Raw genomic sequence first — 23763 nt, 5'->3', positions numbered from 1 at the left:
ACGGCATGGCCGTCATTCCCGCAGAGTCATATGCGGGGTGCACCCGTATGTCTCGCGGTAGGCCTCGGCGAACCGGCCGGTATGTGCGAAACCCCACCGGGCGGCGACGTCAGTCACCGTGGTGCGGGTCCGATCGGCGGCCTGCAGCTCCTGGTGGGCGTAGTGCAGCCGAAGTCGGCGTAGGTACTGCAGCGGGGTCGTCTCGAGGTGGCGACGAAACATGTACTGCACCGCGCGGGGCGTGACGTGGACGGCCTCGGCGACGTCGTCGAGCGCGATGTCGTTGGCGACATTGGATTCCATGAATTCCATCGCGCGACGAAGCAGCACGGGTTGGTGGTCGGTTCGGTCGTGGGTCGTGGGCGCCGCGGCGAGCGAGTTCGGGAACGTCGACATCGTGACGGCCGCAAGGAGTCGCGCCGCGTGACCGAGAACCAGCGGAGTGGCCAACGCGTCGTCGGTGAGGATGACGTCCTTGACGTAGGTGATCGTGTTCTTCAACAGCCGGGACGCTGCGCCATCGACGGGCTGCAGGCTGGTGAAGCAGATCGGAGCCTGGCCCGTCGGGAGCGCGGTGGCGACCCCGACCAGTATCGACGGGTCGAGCATCACCGAGGTCGCGTGCAGATCATGGGCGTGGGTCCGATGCGGCGCGTCCGGCTGGGAGACCAGCGCGAGCTCACCCGCGGCCACCTCGGTCACCTCGCGGCCGCACTCCCGGCCCAACCGCCCACTGGTCGGCCAAACCACCAAGACCTTGTGCAAGGGCTCGGTCGAGGCCTGCACGTCTCCGGCCAATCGAATGTCCTCGACAGCGAACGGTCCGACGGCGGTGCGTTCGTGGATGAGAAGTTTCGCCGACCGACGAGCGTTTTCATCGCGGTCCAGCCGCATCTTGGCGCCGTACGCATCCTCGAGAAATTCCTCGGCGCGAGCGAGTTCGGCGATCTCGACGTGAGACCGCTGGGGGCTATGCACATTGACGGCCGTGGTGGCGATGAGAATCACCCACTCAAACTGGAGCGAGTTGGGGCATGAGGCTCAACCCTTGGCTCCCACTACGGTACCCATCGAGCTGGGTTTCGAAGCACCGGCGGCGCTACTCCCACTTGACCTCGGCCGGGTCCTTGTCCGGGCGCAGCCCGCGCCAACTCGGCTGGCGCAGCCGGGCGTCGGAGGTTCGTTCGCTGTAGCGCACCTCGCCGACCAGTTCGGGGCGGACGTATGTGACGCCCTTGGCGTCCTGGCGGGGCAGTCGCTCGTTGAACGGGCTGTCGTCCGTTTCCAGCGGCTTGAGCGTCTTCTTGAGTTCGGCAAGGGCCTTGTCGGTGAAGCCGGTGCCGACGCGGCCGACGAACTGCAGTCCACCGTCTGACGGGATCCCGAGGAGCAGAGCGCCGATGCCGCTCGATCGGCCGCCCTCGCCCTGACGCCAGCCGCCGATCACGACTTCCTGGGTGTTCCACAGCTTGTCCTTGATCCACGACGACGACCGCCGCCCCGGTTGGTATGTCGAGTCGCGCTTCTTGGCGACGACGCCTTCCCAGCCCTTCTTGCGGGCATATTCGAGCGCTTCGGGGCCGTCGCCCGGCAACAGGTCCGGGACGATCAACCCGCCGCCTTCGGCGAGTGCCTCCAGTAGCCGCCGTCGGTCGGAATACTTGGCGCGCAACAGCGATCGGCCGTCGAGGTGCAAGATGTCGAACGCCCAGAATTCCACCCGGGTCGAGCGGGCGCGGTTCTGCATCTCGGTGAAGCTGGGCACCCCCGACTCGTCGAGCGCCACCGCCTCGCCGTCGAGGATCACATGGTGCTCGGCGAGATCGGCTGCGAGCGCTCCGAATTGGGGAAACTCCGCGGTCACGTCGCGGCCGCGTCGCGACCGGACGGTCAGCCTGCCGCGGTCCGCGTCGAGAATCACCCGGTAGCCGTCCCACTTGCCCTCGAACGCCCACTGGCCGGCCTTGAGCCGCGCGACCGATCCTTCCGTCGACAGCATCGGCGCGAGATCACCGGCTTGCGGCCGCTTCTGGTCCTTCATCCGGTGCGCGAGCCAATTCTTGCCGTCGGTCTGAATCAGGGCGTAGCGGCCGTCGATCTTCTTGCCCCGCAAATTGATGATGACCTCGCCGCCGTCGTTGGGACTGTCGGGCGGCACGTCGTTGAACTTCTCGGCCTCATACGTGCCGGTGTCCCAGACGATCATCTTGCCGCCGCCGTATTCCCCTTTCGGGATCTCGCCGTGAAAGGTCAGATACTCCAGCGGATGGTCCTCGGTGTGCACGGCCAGGTGGTTCACCGACGGGGTGTCGGGCAGGTTCTTGGGCACCGCCCAGCTCACCAGCACGCCGTCGCGTTCCAGTCGCAGGTCGTAGTGCAGCCGGCGGGCGTGGTGCTCCTGGATGACGAACTTGTCGTTGTTGCCAGTTTTCGGCGGCTTGTTCGGCACCGGTTCCGGGGTTTTCGACGCGTCGCGCATGCTGCGGTACGTGGTCAGCCGATCGGGCACCGGCACCGCCTCGTCGAGCGGCGCCAGCAGATCGCCCATCTCCTCGACGCGCTCGAGTACCTCGTCGAACCGCAGGTGCCGAAGCTTGCGGTCGCCGATCTCGTCCCATGTTCTGGGCGCGGCGACGGTCGGATGTTCGCGTCCGCGAAGGGAATACGGGGCGATGGTGGTCTTGGCGCCGTTGTTCTGGCTCCAGTCGACGAACACCTTTCCGGCGCGCAGGCTCTTCGTCATCGTCGCGGTTACCCGCTTGGGCATCGTCTTCTCCAGCTGCTGGGCGACCCGCCGGGCGAGCACCGATGCGCCCTGGGAACTGATCGGCTCCTGCAGCGGCACGTACAGGTGCAGACCCTTGCTGCCGCTGGTCAACGGGTAAGTGGTGAGCCCGATGTCGCCTATCAGATCCCGTACCTCGTGGGCGACCTCGCAGAGTTGCCGAAACGACACTCCCTCGCCGGGGTCGAGGTCGAAGACGATGCGGGTCGCCGGGCCGGGGGTCGGTGGGCCGTCGTCCCTGGCGACGAATCGCCATTGCGGCACATGGACTTCGAGCGCGGCCTGCTGCGCGATCCACGCCAGCCCCTCGGCGGTGTCGATGAGCGGATACGTCGTCGTCCCGGACCGGTGGGTTACCGACGCGCGGTCCAGCCATTCGGGCGCCGACGAGGCGAGCTGCTTCTCGAAGAACGACGGCTCTTCGACACCGTTCGGCCAGCGCTTGCGGGTGACGGCACGGCCCACGATATGCGGGATCATCGCCTCGGCGATGCCGACGTAGTAGTCGAACACCTCGGCCTTGGTGGTCCCCGTCGCCGGGTACAGCAACTTGTCCGGGTTGGTCAGCTTCACCCGGCCGAATCGATCCACAGTGTGAACGTATACCCGCTGTTACGTTGGATTCGTGACTCGACTTGCGGCGGCGGTGCTGGTCGCGACGGCGGCTCTGCTATCGGCGCCTCACGCGGCGGCCGATCCGCAAGACCTTGTCCCCTACTGCTCGGGCGACCAGACGCCGATGGACAACAACTGCCGGCCGATGGCGCATCAGGAGTTCACCCACGGGTCGGGGTTCGGACCGGACCTGCCGAATGGCTTGGACCCGTCGAACCAGCCGGTGACCTGAACGTCGAGTTCTGCACCAGGGTCGTCGCGCCGTTCACAGCGGTGGCGCCGAAATCCGCGGCAACGGCAGCGCGCCGGGTAGCGTGAAAAACGTGGTGACCGGATGAGTTCGGGCGACGGTAGGCAGCGAGCGCTGGTGATCGGCGAGGCTTTGATCGACATCGTCTCCCGTCCCGGCCAAGTCAGCGCTGAACACGTCGGCGGCAGCCCGCTCAATGTGGCGGTCGGGCTGGCCCGCCTCGATCGCGACGTCGAATTCCTCACCCACATCGGCGACGACGAACGGGGTTGGCGCATCGTCGAGTATGTCGAAGCGGCTGGGGTGCAACTGGTTACGGGAAGCACGAACGCGGCCCGCACTCCGACCGCGCTGGCCACTCTCGACGAGCACGGCTCGGCACAGTACGACTTCGACATCGAATGGCAACTGACGGGCACGCCGGAGGTCGGGCCGCCGCTCGTCGTGCACACCGGGTCAATCGCGACGGTGTTGGAGCCCGGGTGCCGCGCCACCGCGGCGCTGCTCGACACCTACCACCCGTCGGCGACCGTGACGTTCGACCCGAATGTGCGGCCGGTGCTGATCGAGGACGGCGACGCCGCACGCAACCGCATCGATCGGATCATCGAGCGAAGTGATGTCGTCAAGGTGAGCGACGAGGACATGCGCTGGATCGACCCGGACCGCTCTGCCGAGCAGATCGCCCACACGTGGCTGGCGATGGGCCCGTCCGTGGTAGCGGTGACCACGGGTGGGCAAGGGGCGTTCGCGCTGTGCGCACAGGGCACGGTGCGGGTGCCGGCGTTCCAGGTCGACGTCGTCGACACGGTCGGCGCGGGCGATGCGTTCATGACCGGCCTGATCGACGCCCTGTGGACGCTGGGCCTGCTGGGTGCCGAACGACGGGCTGACCTGGCTCGAATCGGCACCGAGGAGCTGACGAGCGTCGTGCGAACCGCCGCCCTGTCGTCGGCGTTGACGGTGTCCCGTGCCGGCGCCGATCTTCCTGATCGCAGCAGCCGCGATGCGGCGCAGAAATCAGCCATACTGGGTTGATGCGTTCCATATGGAAAGGCTCGATCGCGTTCGGCCTGGTGAACGTCCCGGTCAAGGTCTACAGCGCGACCCAGGACCACGACGTGAAGTTCCATCAGGTGCACGCGAAGGACAACGGACGCATTCGGTACAAGCGCGTCTGTGAACTCGACGGCGAGGAAGTCGAGTACCGCGACATCGCCCGGGCGTATGAATCCGACGACGGGCAGACGGTGATCATCACCGACGAGGACATTGCGACGCTTCCCGAGGAACGCAGTCGGGAGATCGAGGTGCTGGAGTTCGTTCCGGCCGGCGACATCGATCCGATGATGTATGACCGCAGTTATTTCCTTGAGCCCGAGGGCAAGTCGTCAAAGTCATATGTGCTGTTGACCAAGACGCTCAAGGAGACCGACCGCGTCGCGATCGTCCATTTCGCGTTGCGCAACAAGACCCGGCTCGCGGCGCTGCGGGTGCAGGACTTCAGCAAGCGCGACGTCATGGTGATCCAGACGCTGTTGTGGCCCGACGAGATCCGCGATCCCGATTTCCCGGTGCTGGACAAGGAAGTCGACATCAAATCGGCCGAGTTGAAGATGGCCACCCAGGTCGTGGACTCGATGACCGACGACTTCAATCCCGACCGCTACCACGACGACTATCAGGAGCAGCTGCACGAGCTGATCCAGGCGAAACTCGAAGGCGGCGAAGCCTTTACCACCGAGGAGCAGCCGCAGGAGCTCGACGAGACCGAGGATGTCTCCGACCTGCTGGCCAAGCTCGAGGCGAGCGTGAAGGCCCGGCGCGAAGGCCGCGGCAAGTCCGACGACGGGGACAAGCCGGCCAAGAAGGCGCCCGCGAAGAAGGCCGCCGCGAAGAAGGCCCCGGCCAAGAAGGCCGCCAAGAAGTCGCCTGCCAAAAAGGCCGCGAAGAAGACCGCTGCCAAGAAGTAAGCGCCCCGCGATCGCCGGTTGTGAATCTGGCGACGGTTTTCCCTGGATCTACGTCGTGAGGTTCACAATTGAGCGAACCTGCGACAAATTAGAACGTGTTTCAGTTCGGCCTGTTACCGTGACGCCGTGATTCTCGACAGATTTCGACTGGACGATCAGGTGGCCGTGGTCACCGGTGCGGGCCGCGGCCTCGGCGCCGCGATGGCGGTCGCATTCGCGGAAGCCGGTGCAGACGTGCTGATCGCGTCACGCACACAGTCGCAACTCGAGGAGGTCGCCGAGCAGATCGGCGCCGCCGGACGACGGGCCCACATCGTCGTCGCGGACCTCGCACACCCGGAGGACACCGCCAAGCTCGCGGACGCGGCGGTCGAGGCGTTCGGCAAACTAGACATCGTCGTCAACAACGTCGGCGGCACCATGCCGAACGCGCTCCTCAACACCTCCACGAAGGACCTGCGCGACGCCTTCACCTTCAACGTCTCGACCGCGCACGCGCTCACGGCAGCCGCCGTACCGCACATGCTCGAGCACTCCGGCGGCGGCAGCATCATCAACGTCACCTCCACCATGGGCCGGTTGGCCGGCCGCGGTTTCGCCGCCTACGGCACCGCGAAGGCCGCGCTCGCCCACTACACCCGGTTGGCCGCGCTCGACCTCTGCCCGCGGATCCGGGTCAACGCGATCGCACCGGGCTCGATCCTGACCTCGGCGCTCGACATCGTCGCCTCCAACGACGAGCTGCGGAAGCCGATGGAGCAGGCCACCCCGATGCGCCGCCTCGGTGAACCCGATGACATCGCCGCTGCCGCCGTGTATCTCGCCTCGCCCGCAGGCAGCTATCTGACCGGTAAGACGCTCGAGGTGGACGGCGGGTTGACGGTCCCGAATCTCGACCTGCCCATCCCGGATCTGTGAGAGGAAGCCCATGACCATCAAGGTGGCCGCGATCGGCACCGGCAACGTCGGACGGCACGCGCTGACCCAGCTGATCAACGACCCGCAGTACGAGCTCACCGCCGTGTGGGTGTCGTCGGACGCCAAAGCCGGTAAGGACGCGGGAGACCTTGCGGGGCTTGGGGTTTCGACAGGTATCACCGCGACGGCCGACATCGACGCGGTACTGGCCACCCAGCCCGACTGTGCCGTCTACACCGCGATGGCCGACAACCGCCTGCCCGACGCGCTCGAGGACTATCGCCGCATCCTGGCCGCCGGCGTCAACGTCGTGGGCAGCAGCGCCGTCTTCCTGCAGTACCCGTGGCAGGTGCTGCCCGACGACCTCGTCAAGCCGATCGAGGAGGCCACGCAACAAGGCAATTCGTCCCTGTTTGTCAACGGCATCGACCCCGGCTTCGCCAACGACCTGCTGCCGCTGGCACTGGCGGGCACCTGCCAGAGCGTCGAACAGATCCGCTGCATGGAGATCATCAACTACGACACCTACGACAGCGCCACGGTCATGTTCGACGTGATGGGCTTCGGCAAACCGCTCGACGAGATCCCGATGCTGCTGCAACCCGGGGTGCTCAGCCTCGCCTGGGGATCGGTGGTGCGCCAGCTCGCCGCGGGCCTGGGCATCGAGCTCGACAACGTGACCGAAACCTATGTGCGGGATCCGGCGCCCGAGGATTTCGACATCGCCGCAGGCCATATTGCCAAGGGCACCGCAGCGGCCTTGCGCTTCGAAGTGCAGGGCATCAAGGACGGCAAGGTCGCCGTCGTCCTCGAACACGTCACGCGGCTGCGCGACGACCTGCACCCGGACTGGCCGCAACCGGCGCAGGAGGGCGGCTCGTACCGCCTCGAGATCACCGGCGAGCCGTCCTACACGCTCGACCTGTGCCTCAGCAGCCCCAACGGCGACCACAATCACGCCGGGCTGGTCGCGACCGCCGCCCGCGTCGTCAACGCGATTCCCGCGGTCGTGGCCGCCCCGCCGGGCATCCGCACGACGCTCGACTTGCCGCTGATCACCGGAAAAGGGCTGTACGCTCTGCGCCAAGGCCAACGGTAGTTCAGACTGAGGACGTGCCCATGCGAACCACACTTCGTTATCTCGCTCCGGTGATCGCGGCCGGTGGCGTCGCAGCGGCGCTCGCCGGCGCACCGTTGGCCGGCGCCGAACCGGCCAATCCGACGCTGCCGCAGTGCGTCGACACCGGCGGCGCCCAGGCGATCGGCGGCTCCACGACGGAATGCGTGTCGCCAGGCAACGTTTCGATCAACGCCACGCCCGCCGAACAGGAGTATGTGGGTCCGTGGGGCAGCATGTGGGAAGGCGACGGGTTCTTCTTCCCGTGACCGTCCGGGCCTGCCCCTGCCGCGCAAGTCGTCGATAATGCGCTGTCTCGCAATGGTTTTTGCAGCGGCCGCGGTTGGCATGTGTACCCTCGTCGCACCCGCCGCCACCGCCGCGCCCGAATGCGTCGACATCGCCCCGAACACCACCCAGTGCGATACGAACGGCAGCTCTCAGATCGTCACGTCACCGTCGGTGCAGACCGGGCCGTACCGCGGCTGGGCCTGGGGCCCCGTGATCGTCGGTGGACGCGGTAGGTGACCCCGTAGCCGCACGGGGTTGAGGTTTCGGCTAACCTAACTTTTCTATTCGCTATTCCGGATAGAAGGTGGGCGAGGTGGTCCAGGACGAGGTGAAGCTGCGGCCGAGTTGGCTGTTGCTCGGGCCGGCATTCGTCGCCGCCATCGCCTACGTCGACCCCGGCAACGTCGCCGCCAACGTCAGCGCCGGCGCGCAGTTCGGGTTCTTGCTGGTCTGGGTCATCGTCGCGGCCAACGCCATGGCCTGCCTCGTGCAGTACCTCTCGGCGAAGCTGGGGCTCGTGACCGGGATGTCGCTACCGGAAGCGGTCGGTGGCCGGATGCGCCGCCGAACCCGGCTGACGTACTGGCTGCAAGCCGAATTAGTCGCGATGGCAACGGATCTCGCAGAGGTGGTGGGCGGCGCCATCGCGCTGTACCTGCTGTTCGACCTGCCGCTGCTGACCGGCGGCATCATCACCGGGGTCGTCTCGCTGCTGTTGTTGTTGGTGAAGGACCGCCAAGGTCAAAGCTCGTTCGAACGCGTCATCACCGGGCTGCTGTCGATCATCGCGGTGGGTTTTCTCGCCAGCCTGTTCGTCGCTCCCCCGCCCGTCGACGAGGCGGCGGCCGGGCTGGTCCCGATGTTCGCCGGAACCGAGAGCGTGCTGATCGCCGCGGCCATGCTGGGCGCGACCGTGATGCCGCACGCGGTGTACCTGCACTCCGGGTTGGCCCGGGACCGGCACGGCCACCCCGAGCCAGGCCCGATGCGACGGATGCTGCTGCGCGTCACCCGCTGGGACGTCGGCATTGCGATGGTCGTAGCGGGCGCGGTCAACCTGTCGATGGTGTTGGTCGCCGCCACCAATCTGCAGGGACAGGAGAACACCGACTCGATCGAGGGCGCACACGCCGCGGTCCGCGAGACCCTCGGCCCGACGATCGCGCTGCTGTTCGCCATCGGCCTGCTGGCCTCGGGGCTGGCGTCCTCTTCGGTCGGCGCCTACGCGGGCGCGATGATCATGCAGGGCCTGCTGAAGCGCTCCATTCCACTGGTGCTGCGCCGCCTCATCACCCTGCTGCCGGCACTGGCAATCCTCGCCATCGGTCTCGACCCCAGCCGGGCGCTGGTGTTGTCGCAGGTGGTGCTGTCCTTCGGGATCCCGTTCGCCCTGATTCCGCTGGTGCGGTTGACCAGCGACCGGAGCCTGATGGGCGACGACACCAACCACCGCGTGACGACGACTCTCGGCTGGGGCATCGCCGCCCTCATTAGTCTCTTGAATGTGGTGCTGATCTTCCTGACCGTGACGGGCTGATGCTCAACCACGCCTACTTCGCGTACGGATCGAACCTCAACGTCTCGCAGATGGCGTTGCGGTGCCCCGACGCGGCGAATCCCCGGCCGGCCAAGCTAGCCGACCACGACTGGCTGATCAACCAGCGTGGTGTCGCGACCGTCGAACCGTTCGACGGCTCCGAAGTACACGGAGTCGTGTGGCAACTCAACGATCACGACCTGGCCGTGCTGGACAGCGCCGAGGGCGTTCCGGTGCGCTACCGCCGCGACCGGCTCACCGTGCACACCGACGACGGGCCCGCCGAAGCCTGGGTGTACATCGACCATCGCGTCGAACCCGGGCCGCCGCGACCGGGATATCTGGAACGCATAGTCGACGGCGCCATGCACCACGGCCTGCCGCAGCGATGGGTCGACTTCCTCAGGCGGTGGGATCCCACACACTGGCCCAACCGAGCCTGTAACGCAGAAACCCCTGCGCCGCAATCATTTTCGGAGTTGTTGGCGCAGCCGGGCGTCACGGAGGACTGCACATTGCGGTCGCGCTTCGGCTTCCTGGCCATCCACGGCGGCGGGCTGGAGCAGATGACCGACGTCATCGCCGAACGGGCCGCCGACGCGGCGGGCGCCTCGGTGTATGTGGTGCGCCACCCCGATCACTACCCGCACCATCTGCCCTCGGCGCTGTACCGGGCGCAGGAGTCGGCTCGTCTCGCGGAGTTCCTCGACCACGTCGACGTCGCGGTGTCGTTGCACGGCTACGGCCGCATCGGACGCAGCACACAACTGCTTGCGGGCGGTCGCAACCGCGAACTCGCCGAACATCTCGCCCGCCATGTCGGGGTGCCCGGCTACCAGGTGATCACCGATCTCAACGCGATTCCCCGCGAACTGCGTGGGCTGCACCCCGACAATCCGGTCAACCGCGTGCGCCGCGGCGGAGCGCAACTCGAGCTGACACCTCGGGTGCGCGGCATCAGCCCCCGCAGCCAGCTACCGAGCGACGACGGCCTCACGCCCGCCACCTCCGCGTTGATCCAGGGACTCGTGGCGACCTCGCATTCTTGGTGACTCGGTCGCCACAGTCATCCGGCCTGCAGGTGGCTCCGAATACTCCATGTGGACGGCTCACACCTGTACCGGACCCGAACCGCGCATCTGCGGCGCGCACCGGTGTATCACCATTTCGAGCACCACGGATACAGCTGGTATGTCGACCTCGACCGGCTCCCCCGGCTTCCGTGGTGGCTCCGCCCCTTCGCCCGGTTCGACGCGCGCGACCACCTCGACGGCGCTGATCGGGACTCCCTGCGCCAGCGCGTCGACGCGTTCCTGCGGGACCGCGGCGTCGACCTGACCGGCGGTCGGGTCACCGCCCTGCTGCAGGCGCGGGTGCTCGGCTACGTCTTCAACCCGCTGACGCTGTACTGGTGCCACGACGCCGACGGGGTGCTGCGTCATGTCGTGATGGAGATGCACAACGGCGGCGGCGGGCGGCACGCCTATCTACTCCCGCCGGGTCCGGACGGCATGTCGATGACGCCGAAGAAGCTGCGGGTGTCGCCGTTCAACGGGGTCGACGGCCACTACCTGGTGCGCGCCCCGCAACCCGGCGCCCAACTGGATGTGACGGTGTCGCTGCACCGCGGCAACGAACCGGCGTTCATCGCGACGATGCGCGGCACCCGCAGGCCGGCGAGCATCGCCGAGTTGTTGCGGATGCAGCTCGTCGCCCCGCTGGCCCCGCTGATGACGGCGCTGGAGTACCGGATCCAGCACCTCACGTTGTGGCTGCGTCGCGTTCCCCTCGCACCGCATGCCGAACGAGTCGGCGAAACATGCGCTCCGGCAGGGGCTTTGGTCGCCCACGCGGCCAGATCGCAATAACGATGACGTTGCTGACGCCGGTGGCTAGGCTACCGCTGGTGACCACGGACCTCGACGAACTGCTTCGCCAGGTGGCCCAGAAGAATGTCGAGGCGTTCGCCACCTTCTACGACCGCACCCGTGCGCGAGTGTTCGGACTCGTCACCAGGGTGCTGCGCGACCCCGGCTACAGCGAGGAAACAACGCAGGACATCTATCTGCAGGTGTGGCGCACCGCTGACAGCTACGACCCCGCCGCGGGATCACCGCTCGCGTGGCTGATGACGCTCGCGCACCGCCGCGCCGTCGACCGGGTGCGTGCCGAACAGGCGGCGAGCCGACGCGAGGACCGTTACGGCGCGGCCACCGTCGACCCGCCCGCCGATCACGTCGCAGACTCGGTGATCCTGCGCGACGAACGTCGCCGCGTGGCCGACTGCCTGCGATCGCTGACCGATGTGCAACGTGAGTGCATCCAACTCGCGTACTACGACGGGTTGACCTACGCCCAGGTGTCGGAGCGGTTGTCGGCGAACCTTGCCACGATCAAGTCGCGGATGCGCGACGGCCTCCGCGGCCTACGCAAGTGCCTGGGGATGGCATGACCGAGCCCGTCGATTCCGACCTCGGCGCGCTCGCGGCGCCGTACGCACTCGACGCGATGTCCGACTCCGAACGGGCCGACGTCGACCGCCGGGTCGCGACCGCGCCACCTGCGGTCGCACGGGCCTTCGCCGACGAAGTGCGCGAGGTCCGCGAGGCCATGGCGGTGGTGTCGGCCGCCACCGCGGCCGAACCACCGGCGGAGTTGCGCGCGCGCCTGCTGGCCGAGGTCGGTGACGCCGCACGCGCACCCGTACAACAGCTCCGGCCGCGTCGCTGGCAGCGGATCGCGCTGGCCGCCGCGGCGGTACTCGTCGTCGGCCTCGGCGCACTCGGTGTCGGGCTGGCGCTGCGGCCGGCGCCCAGCCCGTCGACCGCCGAACAGGTCTTCGCCGCACCCGACGTGCGGACCGTGTCGGGTGACATCCCCGGCGGCGGCACGGCGACGGTGGTGTTCTCGCGCGAGAAGGACGCCGGGGTGCTGGTGATGAACAACGTCGCACCGCCGCAACCGGGCACCGTCTATCAGATGTGGCTGATCGACGCTGAGGGGCCGCACCCGGCGGGCACCATGGACCCGCAGGCCGTCGCACCCTCCACGACCGCCGTGCTGCCCGATCTCGGCGACTCGCGCGCGCTGGCGTTCACCGTCGAACCACCCGGCGGCTCAGCGCAGCCGACCAGCGCCCCGTTCGCCGAGCTGCCGTTGGCTTAGCTGGTGGCTCAGGTGCCCGCCAGCGTGGCATCGGCCGCTTCGGCGACGACATCGCCGACGTCGCGGCGACGCTGCCACGCCCGTCGCTGCCGGATCGCACCGTTGCCCTGCTCGGTGACGCGGTGCAACTCGTCGAACACGAGGTCGTAGTCGCCGACCGCTTCGAGTGCCGGGCGCACATGCTCGATCAGCCGGTCCAGCAGCGCTCGCGCGGGCACCCGCTCGTGGGTTTCCAACAGGTCGACGGCATCGCCGTCCAGACCGTCGCGTGCGGATTTCCAGTAGGCGGCCTTCAGCGCATGCGGCGCGAGCGGCGGACTCGGCTCGCCGCGCCGTTCGTCCTCCAGCGCGGTCATCACGGCGGCCCGGGTGAGCGCGGCCAACAGCACGGTTTCGGCCGCCGTCGCGGGCACGTCGGCGACGCGCACCTCGATCGTCGGGAAGTTCGCCGACGGGCGCACGTCCCAATAGACCATGCCGTCGTCGAGCATCGCGCCCGCCTGTTGCAGCATGCGTACGACGGCGTCGTACTCGTCGACGGAGTCGAAGTGCGGCGGTGGGCCGGCGCTGGGCCATCGCGCCCACAACACGCTGCGCCAACTGGCGTAACCGGTGTCGCTGTTGCGGTAGATCGCGGAGTTCGCGCTCAGGGCAAGCAGACTGGGCAGCCATGGCCGCAGCCGGTTGCTGACCCGGATGGCGGCTTCCCGGCTGGGCACCGCCACGTGCACGTGGCACCCGCAGATTCCCTGCTCGTGAGCGACCATGCCGAACTTGTCGCCGATCTCGCGGTATCGCGGCGTGTCGGTGACCGGGAAGTCCCGTGCGATGGTCGGCGGCAATCCGACCGCGAGCAGTTGCGCCCCGGCAGCCTGCGCGGCGTCGGCCGCCACGCGCCGGAGTCGCAGCAGTTGGTCACGCAGTTCGCGGGTGGAGCCGACCACCTCGCTGGTGGTCTCGACCTGGCAGGTGGTCAGTTCGAGTTGCAGCTTCACGCCGTGCTTGGCGGCCTCGTGGGCGACGGCTTCGTTGAGAGCGACCGGTTCGCCGGTCGCCGGGTCGGCGAGCAGGAACTCCTCTTCGACGCCAATTGTGGGGTGCGTGGCCATAGATATGGGAGTCGGAACATTGATCCGGCCCGTCGGAATGGTTCACGACGGGCCGGATCGGGGCAACAAGTCCTTCGGCTAGTGGACTTCGGTGATTCGAAGTCGGCGGCAGATGTATTGCCCCGGTCGTGTGCGAGCCAAACATTCTTTGCTGACCCGCGACCCCCATACGATCGATCCGTGACCAAACCGTTTCGTTTCGGTGTCGGCCTGCAGGCCGCGCGCCGTCAGAAGTCAGTGCAGGACTGGGCCCGCCGCGCCGAAGACATGGGCTACGACATCGTGCACGTCGCCGACCATCTCTATACGACCGCACCGTTTCCGATGATGACGGCGATGGCGATGGCGACCGAGCGACTGCGCGTCGGCACCTTCGTCCTCAATGCCGGCTTCTACCGGCCCGCGCTGCTCGCGCGAGAAGTGACCTCGCTGCGCGACCTGAGCGGCGGCCGCCTGGACCTCGGCCTCGGCGCCGGCTACGTCAAAGAGGAGTTCGAACAGGCCGAGCTGCCGTTCCCGTCGGCCGGCCAGCGGGTGAACTGGCTGCGCCACGTCACCGAGCACATCCGCGAGCACGCCCCCGATGTGCCGATCCTCATCGCGGGCAACGGCGACAAGCTCTTGACCCTGGCCGCCCAGCGCGCCGACATCATCGGGCTGACCGGCGGCGCGCCGATCACGTCGACGTCGGATCCGCTCGCCGATCGCATCGCGTTCGTCCGAGCGGCCGCCGGCGACCGGTTCGACGACCTCGAGCTCAACCTCGCCGTCACGGCGATGCCGACCGACGACTCCGGCCGGCCCGACCTGTCGATCACCCGCCGGTTCCTGCCCGAGCTGTCCGAGGACGAATTACTGAGCACCCCGGCGGTGTTGTCCGGGTCGGCCACGGAGATCGCCGACACCCTTCGCGGCTACCGCGAGACCTACGGCATCAGCTACATCACCGTCCAGCAGTTGCACGCCGAGGCGTTCGCCAAGGTGATCGCCGAGCTTTAGGATCGTTGTCCTGCTCGCTCCGCCGCGGTGTCGGCGGACCGCAGCACGAAGTCCGACCACTCGGGTTCGCGCACCGCGTCGTGGTACTCGTAGAGCTTCCACGGGCTGACGGTGTGGATCTCGCCGCGGGCATTCTTGAAGTACGAATGCTTGATCGACGGGTGCGACCAGACGGTCATCTTGATCGCCTCCTGCGATCGCCGACGCCACTCCTCGGTGGCCTCGGGCCTTGGCTCGATCGAGTGCAGCCCGTCGGCGAGTGCGTGCAGGCACTGGCCGATGTAGCGCATCTGCAACTCCGAGTTGAAGATCAGGCTGCCGCCGTGCGCCAGATGGGTGCCGGGGCCGTAGGTGAGGAAGAAGTTCGGGAACCCCGGCACCATGATTCCGCGGTACGCATACGGCCGGTCGCCCCAGACGTCGCGAAGCTCGACACCGTCGCGGCCGGTGATCCGTAGTGGCCACAGCACCTCGGTCGCGCGAAAGCCGGTGGCGTACACAATGATATCGGCGGGCCGCTCCCGCCCGTCGGCGGTCACCACGCCCGTCGGCGTGATCCGCTCGATCGGCGTGCGGACCAGTTCCACGTTGTCTCTGCGCAGGGTTCGCAGCCACGTCCCGTCATCCTGCAACGTCCGTTTACCGGTCGCGGGATAGTCGGGCAGCACCTTGGCGAGCAGTTGGTCGTCGCAGTCGACCTGGCTTTGAATCCAGTCGGTGAACATCATCCGCGCGGCGGCATTGATGTCGCTGACCGCGTAGTCGCCCTGCTCGTAGCCGGGGTCGACGCGGGCGGCGTCGAGGCCCTTGTCGGCGCCGGGCCACAGCAGCAGGAAGCGGTACCAGCGGCTGTAGAACGGCAGGTGCTCCATTGCCCAGCGGGTGCCGTCGTCAACTTCCTTGTGGTACATCGGGTTCGGGAACATCCATTGCGCGGTGCGCTGGAAGACGTCGAGATGCGCGACCCGCTCGGCGATCGCGGGTGCGATCTGAAACCCGCTGGCGCCGGCGCCGATCAGCGCGACCCGCCGCCCGGTGACATCTACGCGGCGATCCCACGCCGCGGAGTGAAACGACGGGCCGTCGAAGGTGTCGGCGCCCTCGATGTCGGGCACCTGCGGCCGATTGAGTTGGCCGACAGCGCTGATGATCGCGCGGGCGGTGACCCTCGATACCCGACCGTCCTTGGAACGCAGAGCGACGGTCCAGATCCCGGCGGCGTCGTCCCAATCGGCGGAGATCACTTCGGTCTGCCAGCGGACGTGTGCGCCGATGCCGTGCTTGTCCATCACGTCGACGAAGTAGTCGCGCAGTTCCGGTTGTTCGGCGAAGTAGTGGCTCCACTTGTTGCTGGGTTCGAAGCTGTAGCAGTAGAAGTGGTTGGCCACGTCGACCCGTGCGCCCGGATAGGTGTTCTCCCACCAGGTTCCGCCTGGGCCGGCGTTCTTTTCGACGACCGTGAACGGAAGCCCGGCCTGTTTGAGCCGAACGGCGGCGAGCAAGCCCGACTCGCCGCAACCGATGACGAGCACGGGAAGCCCGGCTGCGGCATCCGGGTCGACGGGTTCAGGCCTGCGCGGATCGACGCCGTCGAGGTCGAGTTCCTCGGTGAGCAGCGGCAGATACTCCTCGCCGACCGGTTCGCATGCGGCCCAGTCCATCATCTGCTTGACGACGGACGCGCTCAGCGGCGCGGGTTCGGGGCATCCGCGGTCGCGGTAGGCGGTGATGACCTCCAGCGCCTCGACCCTCGCGCGGGCCTTGTCCTCCTCGGACATGAAGCCCTGCACCTCGTTGAGGAAAAGCCCGGCCTGGGCGTAGTCGCGGATGAAGCGCAGATCGCCGGTGATGTGCACGAGGCTGAGCAACAGGGTCGGCACGCTGACGTCTTCAAGCGCCTGTCGGATCTCGGCGGTCGGCGTGCTGAATGGCGTGCCCGCGTAGCGACTGCGCACGACGTGTCCTCCCTGACCGCGAAGGTCCGCGCTCTAATTACGGAACTTAAAGTAGCGTAATGGACGGAGCCGCGTCGTGCGGACATTTGCGTGGTCCGCGTTGCTCGGTTGGAGCCGGTAAGCTTCCAGCGGTCCCGCCCTCGTAGCTCAGGGGATAGAGCACGGCTCTCCTAAAGCCGGTGTCGCAGGTTCGAATCCTGCCGGGGGCACTGTCTGACCAGTACAGATACACGGCTGCACAAGATTTGCGCTACTAGATCGTGACTGAAGCACTGGCGGGTCGATGCGTCACCGACGGCGAATCCCGAAATAGCTTCCGAAGCTGATACGCGGGTTCGATTCAGTCATCATCCCCTACCGCGAAAAGCGCTCGCGTGGGCCTAGCTGGCAAGTCGCGCATCTAGGCTGGCGGGCGGGGTCATGCCAATCGCTAGGGTTTCCCGGCTGGACGGCTACAGGGGGTGCTGTGTTTCTTCGCGAGTATCTGTATGTGGATCTGGACAAAGTCAGAGGCATCTTGTCTCAGATTGAAGAGGGCGTTCCCGAGACGGCTCAGCAAGTAGAACGCATGGAAAAAGACGCGGAAGCGAGAAACAGGATGTTCGGCGGCGTGGGCCGTAAGTCTGTGGCTGAGGAATCCATAGAGAAAAGCCTCGGTGACTCTCTGTTCAAGCTCCTAGAAGATGCACTGGACTCTCTGCAAGTATTATCCGATATTTCGCAGGAATTGCAGACAAATGAAGGCTTTGAGGCTGTTCGCAGCCAATTGACTCCGGGTGCCGTCGTCCGAGTAACGGCGCCGGCGAGGTTATTTCACCCCGGGCAGTTGTCGCACGCGATGGTCGGAATCGGAACGGCGGCGACCGGCATGTACGATCTGCAAAATAGTTTTACTACACCAGAGCCGACCCTGCCGACGCCGGGCAAGAATCGTCAACAATCAGGAAAGGGACCCCGTAAATCACGGGCTAAACCGCTCCCGGAAACCGGTGCACCGGAAGACATTTTGTTCGGTCTGCCAGATGATATCCCGATGGTTGGGCCTAGAGATTTCCTAGTCGGAATGATCAGGTTTGTTCGGGGAATTTTCAGTGATGGTGTGCACGTTCACTTTCACCCGTTGGGCGACAGCGGGCCGGTGATCACGACGCGGCTTGAAACCGGGAGACGGTTCTTGGATTCGACGCCGGAGATATTGTTTTCACGGTATGGATTTCGACCGCAGGAATGGACAGTTGTGGGGACGGTCGGCCATTTGGGTGAGCTCGACACCGATAAACCGGATTTTGGTTTTCTTAGCGATTTCAATCGGTCAAGCATTGTTCAACTTGTCGCCGCCCTACTCCAACAAGCTGGCAACAGCGGCCTAATCGACCTACCGTCGGGCCTTGGCTTCTCCGTGGTTCCACTTGCCGTTTACCGTGCGATTGGTTGGGGAGGCGAGACGCCCACAATGCCGAGCCAAGCGCCGTCAGCGATCGAACCGGCCCGATAATTATCAGCCGCGATCCAGTTGCGCGGATCGACCGGGCGGCTCATCGCTTCAAGCGTTTACGTGACCGTACCTGGAATCCGTGGCGTTTTTCTGCCGCCCATAGGATGATCTACACCACCCCGCCCGTTTCGTGGCTCTGTGACCTACTGCGGCCCGTTTTTTGTACCGCCTGGGGGTGGCGAGACCTCCGCCGACGCCAGAATGGGGGCAACCTCGGCTGCCGTGAACCCCGCACCGAACAATTCCTTGCGTTTCTGCGAGTCGAGCATCGCCCAGCACTGCCGCGCCCGTCTCTTGCGGATGCGTTCAATGATCGCCAACCACGCGGCATGTTCATCCTCGGCGGGCTCGACAAATCGTCATTCGGGTAGTACAGCCGTCTGACGTAAGCCCGCTGTTTGCACGAATTGGAGCAGTAAAGGGCGTCCAGTCGGCTTGTGGTGAATCTGCTGTGACAGTATTTGCAATTGACGGTTCTTTTAAGATTTAAACCCCTTGACCTGCGTTTTTGACGGGTTTACGTAAACGGAGCGGGAAGAGAAGCTACAGACGTGTCGGACTTTTTCCGCTGGGAACTTTGGCGGCTCGCCCCCTATCCCCTTGTGCCACAACACTTTTCGGAAGTGGACGCAGGCTGACGGGGAACGTACGGCCTGCGCCCTTCAGTTCCGCACCGATGAAGCACAGCCCCCCGGAAGTGCACTGTTGAGGGGAAGTACGGAAGTCCCGATGGCCGCTCGGACCTGGCAGATCACGCGACCACCGCGACCACCGGGAGGATGCTCCGCACCGATTGGGTGAGCTTACCCGCGAGCCGCCCCGCGACGGCGACTGCGCCAGCTACCCGAGGCGAACGGTTGCACGATCTCCGACATTCCTTCACGGGTGCTACAACTTTCGGCGGGCGTTCACTTCATGCAGGTATCAAAGTGGTTAGGGCCATACGAAGTTCACGCTAACTTTCAATACCTATGGCGATTACATCTCTAGTGTCGAGGGTGGGAAAGCCGCGCCATTGGCTAGGCCGGTTGCCGTCGAACGCAAACAGACTGCCGCTGACAACGTCGTGCCGATCATTCGGCAGGCAAATCGGTAAGTGGCTTAGCGCGTCCGTCTAGCCATTGTTGAGCGCGTTTGCCTACGTCTATAACCGCGTCGGACAGTTCTTCCAGCGAGATCGAGTCGTCTAAGACGTTGGCAGTCCTTGCGTCCGGGTCAAGCCGCCGCATAGCCACCGCGATTGTTTTGCCATCCCTTTCAATCAATCTATCGACTGGCCCAACATATCTGTCAACAATGAGCAAGTTGCTGCTGGCGAAAAAATCGTCAAGGCGCGCGTCGAAGTGCTCAAAACCATTGCGCACCTTGCGTTGTTGTAGAATCGCCGGTATTCCGCCTTTTCCGTAACCAAGAGCTTTTCGAAGTTCTTTGCACCGTTTTACCATTCGCTCGTGCTGTTCCTGTTCTTCAGCGTTTACTGGGCACCTGCAACCATCTGGTCGACGAATACCTTGCGAAGGGACCAGTATCTTGGATATCAATGCGCCAGTAGTGAGCATTGACTGAGCCGCCAGGAACATTAGGTCGTCTCTGTCTATAACTGGCGCGCTCTGTGCTTCATAAAGCTGGGTAGCGCTATGATGCATTGCCCACGATTGAGCTACCAATTCATACATGAAGACCCGTATTTCTACCTCCTGCATTCGAGTCCTCCTAGAGCGCCACAATTTGCGTATACGTCCCAAGCGCGCAAACCGGTTGCCGCGCTTGTTCCACCAACTCGCCAACGAAAGCACCTAAGATAAGCATTTCAATCGTCAATCCCTGAAACACCCCATAGCGCGCGTTTAATGCGCCGCTTTCGGCGCTCGCGTTTTTGTTGTGCAACAACCTGGAGGAAAACACGCTCGAAATTTTTTCTGCCCTCTGGTGTTTGGAGTGAGCCAATCCACTCATGCGCAGTCTGTTCGTATACGGTACTCTCGCACTCTGGCACCTTTTGAGCGCGCGGCCAATACTCCAACTCTACAAGCCCGATGTAGCGTTTCAGATCGATAATGAAAAGTTGCGCGGCATCACGTCTTGTGTGATAGACGCTGGATTGCTCTGAGGTAAAGATATTGCCATAGGTTAGCAAGTACTCGCCGAGATGAGCAGCATTGTCGAACCGGGTATACCACGCGAGCGTATCGAGGGCATTTGCCATTGTGTCAACGTTAAGCGTCATATTCGGCGTGTAGAGCCGTATCTCTATTGCGTCCAAGAGGTCTTGCAGCGGGTTGGTCTCGCGGCTCGCCCATCTTCTAAATCCCGCGTCGGGTGTTTTATCGAACCATTCAAGACCCTGTTCTAGGCGTTGCAAGCGAACGTATTGGTCTAGCACACGCCAAGCGCCAACTATCTGCGCCCACTCGTCGCGGGTCTCGAAAAAGTTGATGTTTTGTCGGAGCGCGTTAACTGCGATTCGGAAATTCGATTCGATTTCCCTTACCTGTTTCATGTTGTCGCTGAGCTTGACATCGTCGGAGGTTCCAAGTACCTGATTCGCTGATCTCATGTATTCATTTATGGCAGCTGTAGTTTCGTCGTAATACTGCTTAATATCGCGCGCCTGGTTGACGATTAGTTCGTATCTTTCGTTTGAAGCGAATTCGTTGACAAGAGAGCGAAATGAATCCCAAGCCAGCGCTGATAATCGATTGACTCGATCAAGAGCCCCTTGCTGTTCGCGTTCGGCTGTGAAGCTGGCAAGTATGACGAGTGCAAATGGCGCGCCGATACAGAATCCGGTAACACCAGCAAGGATATTTGGTATGTAAGCGTGGCTATTCAACCAATCGGCTTGCAACCAACGCACGCTACCTAAGTCAAGCGATCCCAGTTTGAAACCAAACGCACCCAGATCGATGGCCCATAACGAAGCCAATAGAAGGAGGCCGAGAACAAAGAGCATGAGTAGGAACTTTTGGGTGGCGGGACTAAAATCCAATGCTGTCTGAACAGGTGACCAATCTTTGATCTTTCCGCGCCGTCGCCACAATAGCCAAAGTGCTATGACACCTAATGTGACGGAGAATATAACTGCATAGGGGCTTATGTGCTGCTGCCAGAACGTGTCGGCCGGTAACACGCGTCAACGCTAGCCGACCATCCAAAGGCATGGTTGATGGCGCGCCGATTCAACTCGCCGGCACACCCAGCAAACACGCGCCAACAGCAGGCCAACAGCAGCCACCAGCACGCCCGAACTGTTTGCGAAGGCCACCCGCTGAACTGCGAGGATAGCCGCTAGCGCTCGCGCTCAGGTTTGCCCGAATCGTTGAAAGTTCCTGGATAGCAACGGCTCTAGGGGACAGAATGAATACCCAGACCGTTTGAGAAATATGCGCTGAATGGTTTGCTGACCGACGTACCGTCGGATCTAAAATCCGCCCAGTGTCGGTTCGAGTCCGACTGAGGGCACTGATATTCGTGCAGTTCAGAGCGTCTTCGGCTCGAACGCATGCGCGGTCGGTGCCTGCCGGAAGGGCCTGCGTCAGCAGCCCACCGGAAAAACGGGCACGCCACGTTTGTCCTCGCGCAGCGTTCCGTCGTTTTCGATTTGGCTCAGTATCAGGCGGGGCCTGCGCGTTCAAATTGCTTCGCGAATTCCATCGCGGCTTTACGGCGGGCACGGTATGTCCGCTGCCACTCATGGGTACACACCCGGCATTCCCCGTTGACGTACCAATCACAGTGACCCTTGTGGCATGCCCGCATGGTTCTCCTTAGGCATAGGTTTTTGTGATAAAAGAATGGTTTCGTCTCAACCCTTAGGACGTTTTCGTGACGCTCTCGATTTCGGCTGCGCTCGGCGTTGTGAGGCTTCACGCAAGCCTCAGCACCGCACTGCACTCGCGAACGTCCGGTGGGCCACGTCAATGCCCGTGTCAGACACCAGTTGCAATGGCACTGGAACGGCGGCGACCGCTCAATTTCGCAGACCTCATAGGCACGGTGACCCGGTTCAAACTCGCAGAACCACTCGCCGCAGCCGTTATACATCGGCAACCCGCCGGCCGCGCCAGCGCCAACAGCGAGGCACGGTCCACCCGAATGAGTCGCGGTCCCACGCGGACCGCGATCAGCGAACCGTCTTGAATGCGTCGGCGCACCGATCGCTCGCTGACGTTCAGATAGGTGGCGGCCTGTTCCAGCGACGGCCATGCCGGGAGGCTGTCCGGGTCTGGCGGCTTCTGTTTCGTCTTACGCACTCTTGCAAGCTATCGCCGGATGGGCGGGTCGCCTAGTACGAAATCTGCCACACCGCAACACTTCTCAAATACGTGCTTCTATGATCCCTTTGCGCAGGTAGAGGCGTTGCCGCGTCATATTTTGTTAGCTATGAGCTAAAGTGGCCTCGGTCACTAGCTTTGACAACCGTTCCGCGATCACGGCATCCCGGCCCTCGGCGGTGTGCTGATACTTGAGTGCCATGATCGCCGTGCTGTGTCCTAGCCGGTGCATGAGTTCCGCTACGGTAGCACCGGATTGGGCTGCGAGTACCGCGCCGGTATGCCTCAAATCGTGCACCCGTAGGTGTGGCTTGCCGATCGCTGCGCGTGCCTTCACCCAATTGAGCCGGTACTGATCGTCTCGCATATGCCCGCCATCCTCACCGGGGAACAGCAGCGAGTCACTGCCCTTGTCGACGTGATTCTTTAAGTGCGCCTTGAGGATTGGACGAATATGCGGGGGCGCCGCAACATCGCGGATACCGGCGGAGGTTTTCGGCTCCCCGACATAGAACTTGCCCCCGCGATAGGTGACCGCCCGATGCACATGCAGCACCGCGCAATCGGCGCTCACGTCGCCCCTGCGAAGCTCCGAGGTCTCTCCCCACCGCAGACCACACCACGCCGCGAGCAAAACGCTGGCGTGCAACTCAGGCGGCATTTTGGCGGCAAGCTTGTCGACCTCGGCGGGTGTCAGAATGTCGATCTCGCGACGGCGCTTGGTCTGCATGGCTGCCCGTATCCGGCAGGGGTTCGCGTCTAGTACCTCATCCAGCACCGCCGTGGCACAGATGGCGTGCAACAGCGCGTAGGCATGCGCATTGCGGGTCTTGTGCTCACTGCCCAGACCGCTATGCCACTCGCGGATCTTGGCGGGTGTGAGTGTGACGATTTTGCCGTCGCCTAGCTCGGGCAGGATCAATCGGTTCAGCAGTGCCTCGTAGTGCAGGCGGGTGCGATCGCGGAGCTGGCGTTGCTCCAGCCATCGTGTCGCGTAGGTCCGCAGTGTGATGCCGTCGCTGCGTTCCACAGCGCCCCAAGTTTGAAGATCAATCTTCCGGCGCTCGATCGCTAGCCAGCCTTCGGCCTCACACTCGCTGGCGTAGGTGCGGGGAGCGTGGTGGAGCCTGCCATCCGGGCCGATGTAGGCGGCACTCCACCGCTTGGAGCGTTCCTGCCGTATCCGTCCGAATCCTCGTCGTCGTCGTGCCATTGCCCCCGATTCTTGCACAAATCTTGCACAACATCCCTGCCGGATATGTCCGCCTATGGTGCATCCT

The 23763-nt window shown here is 64.4% G+C and carries 22 protein-coding genes and 1 tRNA gene; 15 read left to right on the top strand and 8 right to left on the bottom strand.

All coding sequences use genetic code 11. The features are described 5' to 3' along the window. Positions 1–12: 12 nt before the first annotated feature. Both AU187_RS14180 and AU187_RS14175 read right to left on the bottom strand, forming a co-directional pair. Entirely contained in the window at positions 13–1008 is a 996-nt protein-coding gene (locus tag AU187_RS14180) for a helix-turn-helix transcriptional regulator (protein ID WP_059098140.1), read from the bottom strand. Between the two features lie 91 nt (positions 1009–1099). Further along, entirely contained in the window at positions 1100–3376 is a 2277-nt protein-coding gene (locus AU187_RS14175) for an ATP-dependent DNA ligase (RefSeq protein ID WP_059098141.1), read from the bottom strand. Between the two features lie 34 nt (positions 3377–3410). Here AU187_RS14175 and AU187_RS14170 point away from each other — a divergent pair, with 34 nt between their 5' ends. The 12 genes from AU187_RS14170 to AU187_RS14115 all read left to right on the top strand — a co-directional run bounded on the left by AU187_RS14170 (position 3411) and on the right by AU187_RS14115 (position 12651). After that, a complete protein-coding gene (locus AU187_RS14170) occupies positions 3411–3632 on the top strand; it encodes a hypothetical protein (RefSeq protein ID WP_059098142.1) in 222 nt (73 codons plus the stop codon). Between the two features lie 102 nt (positions 3633–3734). Next, complete coding sequence (locus AU187_RS14165; RefSeq protein WP_059098143.1) at positions 3735–4688, top strand: carbohydrate kinase family protein; 954 nt, start codon at positions 3735–3737, stop codon at positions 4686–4688. Next, a complete protein-coding gene (gene ku, locus AU187_RS14160; RefSeq protein WP_059098144.1) occupies positions 4688–5623 on the top strand; it encodes a non-homologous end joining protein Ku in 936 nt (311 codons plus the stop codon). Before AU187_RS14165 ends, ku begins: the two co-directional genes overlap by 1 nt. A 126-nt stretch (positions 5624–5749) precedes the next feature. Continuing rightward, complete coding sequence (locus AU187_RS14155; RefSeq protein ID WP_059098145.1) at positions 5750–6541, top strand: SDR family oxidoreductase; 792 nt, start codon at positions 5750–5752, stop codon at positions 6539–6541. Between the two features lie 10 nt (positions 6542–6551). Then, the gene (locus AU187_RS14150) at positions 6552–7640 is read left to right on the top strand and encodes an NAD(P)H-dependent amine dehydrogenase family protein (RefSeq protein ID WP_059098146.1); all 1089 of its coding nucleotides are present in this window, start codon (positions 6552–6554) and stop codon (positions 7638–7640) included. Positions 7641–7660: 20 nt separating this feature from the next. Beyond that, positions 7661–7927, top strand: coding sequence for a hypothetical protein (locus tag AU187_RS14145; protein WP_059098147.1), 267 nt, complete (start codon positions 7661–7663; stop codon positions 7925–7927). 79 nt (positions 7928–8006) lie between these two features. After that, on the top strand, positions 8007–8186 hold the full coding sequence (locus AU187_RS14140) for a hypothetical protein (RefSeq protein ID WP_059098438.1): 180 nt from the start codon (positions 8007–8009) through the stop codon (positions 8184–8186). Positions 8187–8262: 76 nt separating this feature from the next. Further along, positions 8263–9486, top strand: a complete 1224-nt coding sequence (locus AU187_RS14135) for an Nramp family divalent metal transporter (protein ID WP_059098439.1) — start codon at positions 8263–8265, stop codon at positions 9484–9486. Next, a complete protein-coding gene (locus tag AU187_RS14130) occupies positions 9486–10538 on the top strand; it encodes a poly-gamma-glutamate hydrolase family protein (RefSeq protein ID WP_059098148.1) in 1053 nt (350 codons plus the stop codon). Before AU187_RS14135 ends, AU187_RS14130 begins: the two co-directional genes overlap by 1 nt. A gap of 48 nt (positions 10539–10586) precedes the next feature. Continuing rightward, positions 10587–11354: a DUF1365 domain-containing protein gene (locus AU187_RS14125; RefSeq protein WP_231740229.1), complete on the top strand. Its 768-nt coding sequence runs from the start codon at positions 10587–10589 to the stop codon at positions 11352–11354. A gap of 2 nt (positions 11355–11356) precedes the next feature. Further along, the gene (locus AU187_RS14120) at positions 11357–11938 is read left to right on the top strand and encodes a sigma-70 family RNA polymerase sigma factor (RefSeq protein ID WP_059098150.1); all 582 of its coding nucleotides are present in this window, start codon (positions 11357–11359) and stop codon (positions 11936–11938) included. Continuing rightward, positions 11935–12651: an anti-sigma factor gene (locus tag AU187_RS14115; protein ID WP_059098151.1), complete on the top strand. Its 717-nt coding sequence runs from the start codon at positions 11935–11937 to the stop codon at positions 12649–12651. Before AU187_RS14120 ends, AU187_RS14115 begins: the two co-directional genes overlap by 4 nt. 8 nt (positions 12652–12659) lie before the next feature. Here AU187_RS14115 and AU187_RS14110 read toward each other — a convergent pair whose 3' ends face one another. Then, complete coding sequence (locus AU187_RS14110; protein WP_059098152.1) at positions 12660–13760, bottom strand: glutamate--cysteine ligase 2; 1101 nt, start codon at positions 13758–13760, stop codon at positions 12660–12662. 180 nt (positions 13761–13940) lie between these two features. Here AU187_RS14110 and AU187_RS14105 point away from each other — a divergent pair, with 180 nt between their 5' ends. Continuing rightward, entirely contained in the window at positions 13941–14759 is an 819-nt protein-coding gene (locus AU187_RS14105) for an LLM class F420-dependent oxidoreductase (protein WP_059098153.1), read from the top strand. Here AU187_RS14105 and AU187_RS14100 read toward each other — a convergent pair. Then, positions 14756–16714: a flavin-containing monooxygenase gene (locus AU187_RS14100; protein ID WP_059098154.1), complete on the bottom strand. Its 1959-nt coding sequence runs from the start codon at positions 16712–16714 to the stop codon at positions 14756–14758. The genes AU187_RS14105 and AU187_RS14100 overlap by 4 nt on opposite strands. 136 nt (positions 16715–16850) lie before the next feature. Between AU187_RS14100 and AU187_RS14095 the strand changes: the two genes are divergently transcribed. Both AU187_RS14095 and AU187_RS25460 read left to right on the top strand, forming a co-directional pair. After that, a tRNA-Arg gene (locus tag AU187_RS14095) sits at positions 16851–16923 on the top strand. Between the two features lie 257 nt (positions 16924–17180). Next, a complete protein-coding gene (locus AU187_RS25460; protein WP_502687760.1) occupies positions 17181–18209 on the top strand; it encodes a DUF6414 family protein in 1029 nt (342 codons plus the stop codon). A 1073-nt stretch (positions 18210–19282) separates the two neighbouring features. Here the strand turns inward: AU187_RS25460 and AU187_RS25455 are convergent. The 4 genes from AU187_RS25455 to AU187_RS14085 all read right to left on the bottom strand — a co-directional run bounded on the left by AU187_RS25455 (position 19283) and on the right by AU187_RS14085 (position 23696). Beyond that, entirely contained in the window at positions 19283–19912 is a 630-nt protein-coding gene (locus AU187_RS25455) for a hypothetical protein (RefSeq protein WP_156425494.1), read from the bottom strand. A gap of 107 nt (positions 19913–20019) precedes the next feature. Further along, positions 20020–21339, bottom strand: coding sequence for a hypothetical protein (locus AU187_RS25450; protein ID WP_156442356.1), 1320 nt, complete (start codon positions 21337–21339; stop codon positions 20020–20022). 799 nt (positions 21340–22138) lie between these two features. Further along, on the bottom strand, positions 22139–22462 hold the full coding sequence (locus AU187_RS25085) for a helix-turn-helix domain-containing protein (protein ID WP_082683856.1): 324 nt from the start codon (positions 22460–22462) through the stop codon (positions 22139–22141). A 124-nt stretch (positions 22463–22586) separates the two neighbouring features. Next, positions 22587–23696 carry a tyrosine-type recombinase/integrase gene (locus AU187_RS14085; protein ID WP_059098156.1) on the bottom strand — a complete coding sequence of 370 codons (1110 nt, stop codon included), beginning with the start codon at positions 23694–23696 and terminating at the stop codon, positions 22587–22589. Between the last annotated feature and the right edge of the window lie 67 nt (positions 23697–23763).

The sequence above is a fragment of the Mycobacterium sp. IS-1556 genome (genome assembly GCF_001499985.1).
Taxonomy (GTDB): domain Bacteria; phylum Actinomycetota; class Actinomycetes; order Mycobacteriales; family Mycobacteriaceae; genus Mycobacterium.
Note: the sequence above shows the minus strand (reverse complement) of the source record. Positions and strands in the feature narration are given on the sequence as shown.

Bases quoted from the DNA above. Each gene is read 5' to 3' on its own strand.
- AU187_RS14140 (WP_059098438.1), top strand. From the start codon at position 8,007: ATGTGTACCCTCGTCGCACCCGCCGCCACCGCCGCGCCCGAATGCGTC.
- AU187_RS14085 (WP_059098156.1), bottom strand. From the start codon at position 23,696: ATGGCACGACGACGACGAGGATTCGGACGGATACGGCAGGAACGCTCC.
- AU187_RS14120 (WP_059098150.1), top strand. From the start codon at position 11,357: ATGACGTTGCTGACGCCGGTGGCTAGGCTACCGCTGGTGACCACGGAC.
- ku (WP_059098144.1), top strand. From the start codon at position 4,688: ATGCGTTCCATATGGAAAGGCTCGATCGCGTTCGGCCTGGTGAACGTC.
- AU187_RS14130 (WP_059098148.1), top strand. From the start codon at position 9,486: ATGCTCAACCACGCCTACTTCGCGTACGGATCGAACCTCAACGTCTCG.
- AU187_RS14165 (WP_059098143.1), top strand. From the start codon at position 3,735: ATGAGTTCGGGCGACGGTAGGCAGCGAGCGCTGGTGATCGGCGAGGCT.
- AU187_RS14110 (WP_059098152.1), bottom strand. From the start codon at position 13,760: ATGGCCACGCACCCCACAATTGGCGTCGAAGAGGAGTTCCTGCTCGCC.
- AU187_RS14145 (WP_059098147.1), top strand. From the start codon at position 7,661: ATGCGAACCACACTTCGTTATCTCGCTCCGGTGATCGCGGCCGGTGGC.
- AU187_RS14150 (WP_059098146.1), top strand. From the start codon at position 6,552: ATGACCATCAAGGTGGCCGCGATCGGCACCGGCAACGTCGGACGGCAC.
- AU187_RS14115 (WP_059098151.1), top strand. From the start codon at position 11,935: ATGACCGAGCCCGTCGATTCCGACCTCGGCGCGCTCGCGGCGCCGTAC.
- AU187_RS25455 (WP_156425494.1), bottom strand. From the start codon at position 19,912: ATGCAGGAGGTAGAAATACGGGTCTTCATGTATGAATTGGTAGCTCAA.